The organism is Streptomyces sp. NPDC001508 (assembly GCF_040298665.1).
GTDB lineage: Bacteria > Actinomycetota > Actinomycetes > Streptomycetales > Streptomycetaceae > Streptomyces.
This window is the reverse complement of the sequence record NZ_JBEPAP010000082.1, coordinates 26496-37667: the sequence shown is the minus strand read 5'-3', so window position 1 is coordinate 37667 and position 11172 is coordinate 26496. Positions and strand designations below refer to the sequence as shown.

Genomic DNA, 11172 nt, shown 5'->3' with positions numbered 1-11172 from the left:
TCGGGATCGCACAGCACCACATTCGCGGCCACCGCGTCATGCCCCTCGCGGAACACGGTCGCGGACACCTCGAACGTCTCCCCGACGACCGCCTTGGCGGGCCGGCGTCCGCCGAGGACCACCGGGCGGACATCGAGGACCGGGATACGGCCGACGGCGGTGTCCCCGCTCACCGGGGACCGCTCCCGGCAGGGCGGCCCGGCCTCACCGCGGCCCGCCGGCGCCACGGCGTCGGCCGTCCGCTCCGGCGGCCCGGCCGTCGTGCCGCTCCTGCTGCTTGTCGGGGGTGGTGACGAGGGGTGCCTGGCGGGCATGACCGCTCCTGTCCGCGTCAACGTGGATGTGTGGGCGGATGGCTGTGGGGAGGTGGGTCCTGCGGGGTGGCCGTGATGCGCCTGAGGGACGTACGGAGGAGCCTTCCCACCCTATTCGGGTGAGCAATCCGGGACTTCGTTAACTACTCGCGCGTATGTCCGCGCACAAGACCGGCCTCGCCCGGTGGGGCCGGTTCCGCCCGGTGGGACCGGTTCCGCCGGCACCGGCGCGCCGGTACCTGCGGCAGCCCGCCCGGCGGGCCCGGCCGCACACCGTACGAACCCGGCGCGGAAATGGCCGGTTCCGTCCCGTCCGGGATCCGTCCGTATCTCGCCCGGCGATGACCCGGCGGGGCCCGGCCCGACACCGGTACCGTCGTCACAGACGACGAGACGCACGTCGCCGTGCGCCTCCCAGAGCAACCGCGCCGAGGTGGAATGTGAAGGCGATCCGTCGGTTCACCGTCCGTCCCGTTCTCCCCGAGCCCCTGAGCCCGCTGAGCGATCTGGCGCGCAACCTGCGCTGGTCCTGGCACGCGGAAACACGCGACCTGTTCCAGTGCGTCGACCCCGGCCGCTGGGCCTCCTCGGGCGGCGACCCGGTACGGCTGCTGGGCAGCGTGCGCCCCGCGCGCCTGGCCGAGCTGGCCGAGGACCGACGCTTCCTGCGCCGGCTCACCGCCGTCGCCGACGACCTCGACGACTACGTCAGCAGGGGCCGCTGGTACCAGGCACAGCCCGCCGGACTGCCCTTGGCCATCGCCTACTTCTCACCCGAGTTCGGCATCACCGCCGCCCTGCCCCAGTACTCCGGCGGCCTCGGCATCCTCGCCGGCGACCATCTGAAGGCGGCCAGCGACCTGGGCGTACCCCTGATCGGGGTCGGACTGCTCTACCGGCACGGCTACTTCCGGCAGACCCTGTCACGGGACGGCTGGCAGCAGGAGCACTATCCCGTCCTCGACCCCAACGAACTGCCGCTGACGCTGCTCAAGGAGCAGGACGGCAGCCCGGCCCAGGTCTCGCTCGCGCTGCCCGGCGGCCGACGGCTGCGCGCCCGTGTCTGGCTCGCACAGGTGGGCCGGGTGCCGCTGCTGCTGCTCGACTCGGACATCGAGGAGAACGACCCCGGTGAACGCGGCGTCACCGACCGGCTGTACGGCGGCGGCAGCGAGCACCGGCTGCTCCAGGAGATGCTCCTCGGAATAGGAGGAGTACGGGCGGTGCGCGCATACGGCCGGCTGACCGGCCACCCCGGACCCGAGGTCTTCCACACCAACGAGGGGCACGCGGGCTTCCTCGGCCTGGAGCGGATCGCCGAACTGTGCGCGGGCGGACAGGACTTCGACGCGGCGCTGGAGGCCGTGCGGGCCGGGACCGTGTTCACCACCCACACCCCGGTCCCGGCGGGCATCGACCGCTTCGACCGGGAACTGGTCGCCCGTCACTTCGGTCCCGACGCCGAACTCCCCGGCATCGACGTCGAGCGGATCCTGCACCTGGGGACGGAGACGTACCCGGGCGGCGAGCCGAACCTGTTCAACATGGCCGTGATGGGCCTGCGGCTGGCCCAGCGCGCCAACGGCGTCTCCCTGCTGCACGGCAGGGTCAGCCGTGAGATGTTCTCCGGGCTGTGGCCGGGATTCGACCCCGACGAGGTGCCGATCACCTCCGTCACCAACGGGGTGCACGCCCCCACCTGGGTCGCCCCGCAGGTGCTGCGGCTCGGTGCCCGGGACGTCGGGGCGCAGCGCGCCGAGGACCCGCCCGCCGACGACGGCGCGGAGCGCTGGGACCGGTTCGCGGGCGTACCGGACCAGGACCTCTGGGAACTGCGCCGGGAACTGCGCGAGCAGTTGGTGGCGGAGGTACGGGAGCGGCTGCGCGCCTCCTGGCGGCAGCGCGGCGCCGGCACCGCCGAACTCGGCTGGATCGACGGCGCCTTGGACCCCGATGTGCTCACCATCGGCTTCGCGCGGCGGGTCCCGTCGTACAAGCGCCTCACCCTGATGCTGCGCGACCCGGACCGGCTGATGGATCTCCTGCTGCACCCCGAGCGGCCCGTCCAGATCGTGGTCGCGGGCAAGGCACACCCCGCGGACGACGGCGGCAAGCGGCTGGTGCAGGAACTGGTCCGGTTCGCCGACGACCCGCGCGTACGGCACCGCATCGTGTTCCTGCCGGACTACGGCATGGCGATGGCGCAGAAGCTCTACCCGGGCTGCGACATCTGGCTGAACAACCCGCTGCGCCCGCTGGAGGCCTGCGGCACCTCCGGGATGAAGGCGGCCCTCAACGGCTGCCTCAATCTGTCGGTGCTGGACGGCTGGTGGGACGAATGGTTCCAGCCGGACTTCGGCTGGGCCGTGCCCACCGCGGACGGGGCGGGCACGGACCCCGAGCGGCGCGACGACATCGAGGCCGCCGCCCTCTACGACCTGCTGGAACAGCGGGTGACCCCGCGCTTCTACGAGCGGGGCCGCGGCGGACTGCCCGACCGCTGGATCGAGATGGTCCGCCAGACCCTGACCCTCCTCGGGCCGAAGGTGCCGGCCGGCCGCATGGTCCGCGAGTACGTCGAGCGGCTCTACGCGCCCGCCGCCCACGCGCATCGCGCGCTGACCGCGGACGCGGCCCGCGAACTCGCCGCCTGGAAGGCCCGGGTGCGGGCGGCCTGGCACGGCGTCAGCGTCGACCACGTGGAGACGACGGCTTCGACCGCCATTGCGGAGCTGGGGGCCACCCTCGGCCTCAGGGTGGTCGTCGGACTCGGCGGCCTCGGGCCGGACGACGTCGAGGTGCAGGCCGTCTCCGGCCGGGTCGACCCGGAGGACCGCATCTCCGACGCGACGGTGGTGCCGCTGAAGGCCGCGGGCGGTGCGGATCTGGGGGGACGGTGGGTGTACGAGGGGCCGCTGGCCCTGGACCGTACCGGGCCCTACGGCTATACGGTGCGGGTGCTGCCCGCGCATCGGCTGCTGGCCTCCGGGGCGGAGTTGGGGCTGGTGGCGGTGCCGGCGGAGGATGTTTTCGCGGGGGCCGGAGTGTTGTTGCGCTGAATGGGCGGGGCGGGGTGGGACCGCTCGTTGTTCGGCTGCGGGTGTCTTGTGGCCGGTCGCGCAGTTCCCCGCGCCCCTTGGGGGGTGGCTGGGGTGCGTGTTTGGGTGCGGGAGGAGTGTGGCTGGTCGCGCAGTTCCCCGCGCCCCTGGTGGGGTGGGTTTGGGTGGGTGGTTGTCTGCGGGAGGAGTGTGGCTGGTCGCGCCGTTCCCCGCGCCCCTATGGGTGGCTGAGCTGCGTGGTTGGGTGGGGGGTGTGGCTGGTTGTGCGGTTTCCGGGGCCGCTTTTTTGGGGGGTAGTCAGGTGGGGGTGTCGGTGAGGGTTCTCAGTACTGTTCCGCAGCGGCGGGCGTAGGCGTGTTGGAGGGCCCTGGTTGCCGGGCCGCCTGCTCGGGCGTACCAGGCGCGGGGGCGGCTGAAGGCCGCGACGGTCAGCCAGACCGTGCCGTCGCCGGTGCGGTCGACCACGAACGCCTCCTCGCCGCATTCCGGATGGCCCTTCAGGGTGCCGTACGCCCAGCCGGCCCGGCGGGGCTCCGTCACCGTCCACACCACGCGGCAGGGGGCCCTGACCAGGCCGGCCAGGGTGACCGTGACGTCGACACCGGGGGCCGCGCGGTCGGCGCCGGCGTCGATGCCCACGCCCAGCGCCCGGTGCATCTCCCAGGTGAGGACCATCTCGGCGGCCCGGCGGAACACCTGTTCGCCCTCGCCGATGCGCGTGCGTACATGCAGGGCGTGGAAGCCGGGCGGGCAGGCGGTCAGGTCCTCGCGGGTCGCGCCGACCGGCTCATAGGTGAAGTCTGCCGAAGACATGACACCCAAGGGTAGGGCGGCCCCGCGGAATGCCTTCCTTCCGGGGGCCGCCCTGTCGGTTCTTTCCGCGGATCAGGTGACGTTGACCGCCGTCCATGCGGCGGCAACGGCGTTGTACTCGGCGCTGCCGGAGCCGTACAGGTCGGTCGCCGCGTTCAGGGTCGCCGTACGGGCGGCCTTGTAGTTGGTCGTGGACGTCATGTACGTGGTCAGCGCCTTGTACCAGATCTGCAGCGCCTTGTCCCGGCCGATACCGGTGACCGTGGAGCCGTTGTACGTCGGGGAGTTGTAGGACACCCCGTTGATCGTCTTCGCGCCGCTGCCCTCCGACAGCAGGTAGAAGAAGTGGTTGGCGACACCGGACGAGTAGTGCACGTCCTCGCCGCCCACGCCGGAGGACCAGTTGTCGGCGGAGGCGCCGTCCTTGCTGGGCTTGTCCATATAGCGCAGCGGGGTGCCGTCACCGTTGATGTCGATCTTCTCGCCGATGAGGTAGTCGCCGACGTCGGAGGCGTTGCCGGCGTAGAACTCGACGCCGGTGCCGAAGATGTCGGAGGTGGCCTCGTTCAGACCGCCGGACTCGCCGGAGTAGTTGAGGCCCGCGGTGTTGGAGGTGACACCGTGGCTCATCTCGTGGCCGGCCACGTCGAGCGAGGTCAGCGGGTGGGTGTTGCCGGAGCCGTCGCCGTAGGTCATGCAGAAGCAGCTGTCGGACCAGAAGGCGTTGACGTAGGCGTTGCCGTAGTGGACGCGCGAGTAGGCGGCCTGGCCGTTGTTCTTGATGCCGTTGCGCCCGAAGGTGTTCTTGTAGAAGTCCCAGGTGGTCTGGGCCCCGTAGGCGGCGTCGGCGGCGGCCGTCTGGTCCGCGGAGGAGCTGGAGGCGGCGCCGGTGCCCCAGACGTCGTCGGCGTCGGTGAACAGGGTGCCGGTGCCGGAGGTGCCGCGGGCCAGGTTGTACGTCTTGTGGCCGCCGCGCGTGGTGTCGTACAGCTGGTACGTCGACCCCGACAGCGTGCTGCCCAGCGTGACCGTGCCGGAGTAGAGGGTCTTGCCGGTGCCGGTCTCGATGCCCTGGTACTCGTAGAGCTTCTCGCCGGTGGCCGCGTCGGTGATGACGTGCAGCTCGTTCGGGGTGCCGTCGTCCTGGAGGCCGCCGACGACCGTCTCGTAGGCGAGCACGGGCGCGCCGGAGCCGGCCCAGATCACCTTGCGCGCGCCGTCGGCCTCGGTCCTGGCCGAGCCGGCCGCCTCGGCGGCGGTCAGCGCCTGCTTCTCGGCCTTGGCCGCGGTGATGCGCGGCGTGAGCGAGGCCACCTCGATGGTGTGCTTCGTGGCCTTGGTGACGCCCTCGGTCCGGCCGGACTCGGAGGAGTGCACGATCAGATCGCCGCCGAGCACCGGCAGGCCCGCGTAGGTGCGCTCGTAGCGGGTGTGGACGCTGCCGTCGACGTCCTTCACGACGTCCTTGACGACCAGCTTCTCCTTGGCGCCGAGACCTATGGTGCGGGCGGTGCCGGTGGCGTCGGCCTGTGCCCGCTGGATCAGTTCGCCGCGGGCCGCGGCCGACAGGGTGGCCGGGGCGGCGGCGAGCGGCTTCGCGGCGGCGGCCCGGGCCGGGGTCTGCGCGGAGGCGCTCGTGGTCAGGCCGGTGGCGAGCAGGGCGCCGGCTGCGACAGCGGTGGCGATGGCCAGGGCGGCGCGCTTGTGACGCACGGAGAGGGGGCTCACTCAAGCTCCTTCGTGTGGGGGAGTCCGGGCAGCGCGGGGGCACTGGCCGGAGGGAGTGGCGAACTTGCTGTGCGGCGGCGGGTGAAGGAAGAGTGGCATCAAGAGCGTGTACATGTCATGCCCTTGAAGTGCGGTTGGCTGAAACCGGTTGTCCGGGAAGCGGTGGGGACAGGTGCAGCCGGATCGCCCCCGGGATCCGTCCCGGGGGTGGCGTGCCGTTCCCGCCGCGGTCGCGTGCGGTCCACGCGGATGTCGGCCTCCGGCCGCCCGGTCTGCCGGCGCCGCGCGGACAGAGGCCCCGGCCTACGACTGCCGGGCTTCGACGGCCGATTCCGGTGAGGCACGTCCGGGCGGTGAACTGCTTCTCAACGCTGACTCCTTCCGCGTGGCCGCGGCCGTGTGCGGCCAGGTGGTCCGGAGGCCGGGTCGGGCCCCTGGAGCAGAACGGGGTGTGACGCGGAACCAGGTGCGGGGCCGGCTCGGTCGCCGGAAGCGGCGCCGTGGAATGCGGTGAGTCGGTCGTGGGAAGAGTGGCAGGAGATCGCGTCGCCTGTCAGGGCTGCGTCAACAATTTGGCCGGAATCGGTTCGTTGACCGGAGGTTCATGTTCGGTATACGAACCGTTCCCCGAGGCCAGAACCGGACCCCGGCATGACCCCGTTCCCACTCGGGGGGTTGGGCGACCTTCGCCAGGCGCAGCGCGCCGACCTTCGCGGCGAGCAGGGCGGCCCTGGCCTTCTCGGTTCTGCCGTCCGTGCGGTCCCTCACCTCGGTCCGGTGCGGCAGCGGTGCGCCACATGGACGAGGGAAAACGCTCCCCGCCGCACCACGCGGGCGCGACAGCCTGTTCCACCGGGTCACGGCCATCTGACCAACGGTGGGGGCTTGCTGTGGCGGACTCACCTCGGGCCGGGGACCCCACGGGAGGGGTGCGGGTCCCGCGGCACGGGGGGGCATGACGCCGCGACCAGCGGGTCATGGTGCCGCGACCGGCCCGAGGCGGGTGCCTCAGGGGCAGGTGACCGCCGTCAGCTCCGCGATGCGGGTGAACTCCTTCTCCAGGCGGTCGCGGCCGAGGGCCGCGAATTCCTGGTCGAGGTCTGCCGGTGTGACCTCGCGCAGTTCCACCATCGTGCGGGCGGCACGGACCCAAGGCGCCCACTGCGAGCCGTATTTCACCTGTTCCATGTGCGCCCCCGGGATGGGCTGGAGTGTCTGTGGGTGGTGGAGGGGGCCGACAACACCCCACGCGGGTACCCGCCTGGCCCATGCCGCCACGAACCGCCCACCGCGCAGGGCGTGGCAGAGCTGGATGGCGATCCCGGCGCAGGGCACACACACCGGCGGACTCGTCGTCCGCTCCCCTTCGCGGATCGGGCCGACACTGTCCCGCAGGAGAAACAGGTGCGGGCCGTGGGGATCCGGCGGCATGCGGGAGCACACCTGGCACATCATGTTCAGCATGGCCCGGCGCTGCCGGTAGGGGTGGACGTTCCGCAGCTGTGGACTGCCCCGGCGCTGCTTCGACCGCAGGGCGTACCGGGCCCAGAGCACGCCGAAGCTGTCCCGGTCGTACGGCGTTTCATCCGCGTACGCGATCCCCGGGGCCACGCGGCGGCGGGTGATCGGACACGACAGGAGCCTTTCCTCACTCCATCCGGCGATGTACGGGACAACACCTGGCGGTGCCGGAGGCAACACGATCGAGAACCTTCCTTGTCGAGGGTGGCGGCCCGGCACACCGCACGGCATCACGAGGCCGGTGTGCCGGACCGGGCCCGTCGGCCCCCGCGGGGAGATTCGGGAGCGGGAAGCCGACGGGCGCCTGGGGGCTCCGGTCGCCCCCTGGGGCGCGAGCGACCGGAGCCGGTCATTGGGTTCAGCGGCCGATACCGGCCACGAGGGCACCTATGAGGGCGGCAAGGACCAGCGCGTAGAAGAACTGGCCCTTCGGACTGTCCGGCTGCATGCGATCAGGCGAGCACGCAGACGCTGCCGCCGCCGTGCGTCTGCCACGTACGGAACCGGTCCAGCACCCTCGTGAGAGTTGCGCTGTCCAGCGGCGGGGTCCATGGCGTCACAGAGCGAGTCCAGCGCCGGACTGAGGCCATCACCTGTCCTCCCTGAGAAGGCTGAGGTGACACCAGGCACAGGTGCCGTCGTCGCTGAAACCCCACGAACCTCCAAGCTCCGTGATCAGCAGGTCCACGAGGAGCAAGCCGCGACCGCTTTCCGCCTCGTGGTCGACGTGGTGCAGCTGAGGGACGGGGGCGGGCGACCAGTCGTACACCTCGAAGCGGACCTCATCCGGGGCCGGCATCCAGCCCCGCACGTCGATCGACGGGCATCGTCCGTGCTGTACCGCTTTGGCGCACAGCTCTGAGATCACCATCAGGATGGCATCGACGTTGTCGTCGGGCACCTGGCACTGGGAGCGGACCCACGCCCGCGTGACGCGCCGGACGGCTTGCACACTCGATGGCTCGGAGCGGATTGCTATGCCGAAGGCCGGCAGAGCAGCCCCTATCGCCTTCTCGGGTGGGGCTGCCTCCAGCAGGCTGATTGATCCGGCAACTCTGGGGGGCATGTGGGGCTCCCTGGTTCACGATTGTGCTCGGTCATGCACTCTCAGCGAGGGTTGCTACGAGCGTTGCAATCGCGCGCAGACGGCTCTACCCCCAGACCGCCCCCGGGTTCTGACACGAAGTTGACCGCATCCCTCAAAACTTCCCCGGACTTCCCTCGGAGCCAGTAAGTACCGTCTGCAAGGGGCAACTTGACGGGGACGGCGTTCTACCGTCATGGCAGTGACGTGCTAGCGAACGGGATGGGAGGCAGGGGCCTTGTTGTTCTTCCGGCACATCCTTGAGGCGCGCGGCATACGAACACCCGAGGACGTCCTTCCGCTCTACAGACAGGCCGCCGCAAGGCTCGGCCTGGAGAACGCTGACCCGGCGTCAAAGACGGTGGAGGGATGGTTCTACGAAGGCAGGAAGCCACAGCGGGCTTTCCGCCCAGTCATCGTCGAAATGCTGGGGTACAGCATTGACGACCTGTGGACCGAGGTGCCCGAGGGGAGCACCCCGAACTTCGTTCCGCTCGCCGGCGCGTCACCGACACCACACCATGCCGACGTCGGCGTAGACCTGACCGAGATGAAAAGGACGGGCGCGATGGCTGTGCAGCGCGCGAAGGACTTCCTCCTTGGGAAAGACCGCGAGACGGTGGGCGAAGACACACTCGGCCTGCTCGATGACGAAGTGATGCGCTTGGTCACCGCGTACCCTCGCGAACCCCTGTCAATGATCTGGCCCGACCTTCTTGAGACCCAGGAGCAGGTGTTCCGCCTCCTCGAAGGAGGCCGGGTGCGCCCCTCCCAACTGCGCGACCTGTATGTCAAGGGCGCCTTGCTGTCGTTCCTCGTCGCCAAGGGCTTCAACGACATGGAGGTGCCGCATCAAGCCATGACCATGACCCGGGTCGCCGCCTCGTGCGCCAGGGACGCGGAACACGCCGGACTCATCGCCCTCACCGACGGACTCAAGTCGCTGATCGCGTACTGGGCGGACAAACCCGAGGACGCCGTCCACTATGCGAGCCAGGGAGCCGAGACCGCGGCGAACCTCCGCGGCACCGTCGGCCTGTGGCTGCTCGGCCTTCAGGCCCGCGCCGCCGCGGTCCTCGGCGACGAGGAGACCGTGCGCACTGTGAACCAGGCCGCTGCGGATCGGCGCGAGCGTGTCGTCCACGACGACCTCGACCAGCTCGGCGGACTGTTCACGTACGCGCCGGAGAAGCAGCTCTACTACGCGGTCGAGTCGGAAGCGCTCCTTGGCCACGGTGACGCCCAGCTCGCGGCGCAGGCGGAACAGGCCGTGCTGGGCTTCAGCGACCCCAGCTCCCCGAACTGGGCCTTCGGCGATCTCGCGGGCTCACAGTGCGACCTCGCCCTGATCCGTCTCCTCGGCGGCGACATCGAAGGGACCGCGGATGCGATCCGTCCGGTGTTGAACCTGCCGTCCTCGCACCGCAACAACGGGATCGTCGTCTCCGCGCTGCGGGTCCGGCGGGCGCTGATGGCCAGTCCCGCGCGGACGGCGGTCGTCGCCCGAGACCTCCGCGCGGAGATCGAGGCCTTCCCGGCGAGCCGACCAGCACTGCCCCGGAGGTAGAGTCCGCGCCATGCACCCGGTCGCTCGTTCCAGCACTCGCCTCGCCCTCCGCGAACTCACCATCGAGGACGTGGACATGGTGCTCGCCATTTACGGCAGCCCCGAGGCAACGGAGCATCTGTCGTTCGAGCCGCGCACCCGCGACCAGGTCGCCCAGATCGTGACCCGGTCCATCGCCGCCGCGACGGCGGACCCGCGCAGCGAGTACGCGCTCGCCGTCGTCAAACGGGACACAGACGAGGTGATCGGGTTCGGCCGGATCGCCATGGACCCCCACCAGCAGCGCGCAGCCACCTTCGGCTTCGCGCTGCGCCCGGATGCCTGGGGCGTCGGCTACGGTCTCGAAACCGTTCGCCTCCTCCTCGGTCTCGGGTTCGAAACACTCGAACTGCACCGCATCTGGGGCGCCCGTTCCCCGCTCAACGAAGCCTCAGCGAAGACGATGGCGGCCGCGGGCATGGTCGAGGAGGGCACCATCCGCGGTCACATCCTCAAAGCCGGACAGTGGCGCGACTCCGTCGTACACGCCATGCTCGCGGACGAGTGGGCCACCCGCGCGCAAACGCCCTGAGCGACGCCGCCGGCGCCCGGGACGCCGCTGACCGCCTGGCCGAGTACGCCGACCTGAGGGGTGCCGCCTGATGAGCACGGTGACCTACTAACGCCACGAGGCGGACGCCGCCGCCCGACAACTGGACGCGGTCCTCCCCGCGTACGAACAACTCCGCCCGGAGGAGTACCGGCCCGACAACTCGGGGGTCAGGGCCGGTGGAACACCTCGGTGGGCCGCCATGGCTCCGGGGCGGCGGGCAGGCGGCTGAAGTGTGGGAGGGGTACGCGCTCCGCCTCGTTCTGCTGGTCGGTTTCCTGCGCAGCCGTGGCGTGGTCGTCGGCCACACCGCTCGGGGCCCACTGGTGGCCGTCCCACTCCACCATCCCGCGCGGGGCGTCCGGCTGGACGTGCCCGCCGCGTTCCGGGCCGTCGCCGAGGGGGACGGCCTTGCGGTCACCGGGCTTCGGTCTGCGGGCGTCCCTACGCGCGGCCCACTCCTCCAACGGCTCCTCATCCACGGGCTTCCCTCTCTC

The 11172-nt window shown here is 71.0% G+C and carries 9 protein-coding genes; 3 read left to right on the top strand and 6 right to left on the bottom strand.

The window, feature by feature from the left end; genetic code table 11:
- A partial coding sequence (locus ABT245_RS41280; RefSeq protein ID WP_351744893.1) for a maltotransferase domain-containing protein occupies positions 1–314 on the bottom strand: 314 nt, incomplete at its 3' end.
- Positions 315–754: 440 nt separating this feature from the next.
- Here ABT245_RS41280 and ABT245_RS41275 point away from each other — a divergent pair.
- Positions 755–3373, top strand: a complete 2619-nt coding sequence (locus ABT245_RS41275) for a glycosyltransferase family 1 protein (protein WP_351744890.1) — start codon at positions 755–757, stop codon at positions 3371–3373.
- A 297-nt stretch (positions 3374–3670) separates the two neighbouring features.
- Here ABT245_RS41275 and ABT245_RS41270 read toward each other — a convergent pair whose 3' ends face one another.
- The 4 genes from ABT245_RS41270 to ABT245_RS41255 form a co-directional block, all read right to left on the bottom strand.
- Positions 3671–4186, bottom strand: a complete 516-nt coding sequence (locus ABT245_RS41270; RefSeq protein ID WP_351744887.1) for a DUF1990 domain-containing protein — start codon at positions 4184–4186, stop codon at positions 3671–3673.
- A 72-nt stretch (positions 4187–4258) separates the two neighbouring features.
- The gene (locus ABT245_RS41265) at positions 4259–5914 is read right to left on the bottom strand and encodes a M4 family metallopeptidase (RefSeq protein WP_351744885.1); all 1656 of its coding nucleotides are present in this window, start codon (positions 5912–5914) and stop codon (positions 4259–4261) included.
- A 1008-nt stretch (positions 5915–6922) separates the two neighbouring features.
- Complete coding sequence (locus ABT245_RS41260) at positions 6923–7525, bottom strand: hypothetical protein (protein ID WP_351744882.1); 603 nt, start codon at positions 7523–7525, stop codon at positions 6923–6925.
- A 499-nt stretch (positions 7526–8024) separates the two neighbouring features.
- On the bottom strand, positions 8025–8501 hold the full coding sequence (locus tag ABT245_RS41255) for an ATP-binding protein (RefSeq protein WP_351744880.1): 477 nt from the start codon (positions 8499–8501) through the stop codon (positions 8025–8027).
- A gap of 586 nt (positions 8502–9087) precedes the next feature.
- Between ABT245_RS41255 and ABT245_RS41250 the strand changes: the two genes are divergently transcribed.
- Together ABT245_RS41250 and ABT245_RS41245 are read left to right on the top strand one after the other, a co-directional pair.
- Entirely contained in the window at positions 9088–10086 is a 999-nt protein-coding gene (locus tag ABT245_RS41250) for a hypothetical protein (protein WP_351744878.1), read from the top strand.
- Between the two features lie 10 nt (positions 10087–10096).
- Positions 10097–10657 carry a GNAT family N-acetyltransferase gene (locus ABT245_RS41245; RefSeq protein WP_351744875.1) on the top strand — a complete coding sequence of 187 codons (561 nt, stop codon included), beginning with the start codon at positions 10097–10099 and terminating at the stop codon, positions 10655–10657.
- A gap of 188 nt (positions 10658–10845) precedes the next feature.
- On the opposite strand, the gene ABT245_RS41240 is transcribed toward ABT245_RS41245, so the two are convergent.
- Positions 10846–11157 (bottom strand): DUF6087 family protein, encoded by a 312-nt coding sequence (locus ABT245_RS41240; protein ID WP_351744872.1) that lies wholly within the window; start codon positions 11155–11157, stop codon positions 10846–10848.
- Positions 11158–11172 lie beyond the last annotated feature (15 nt).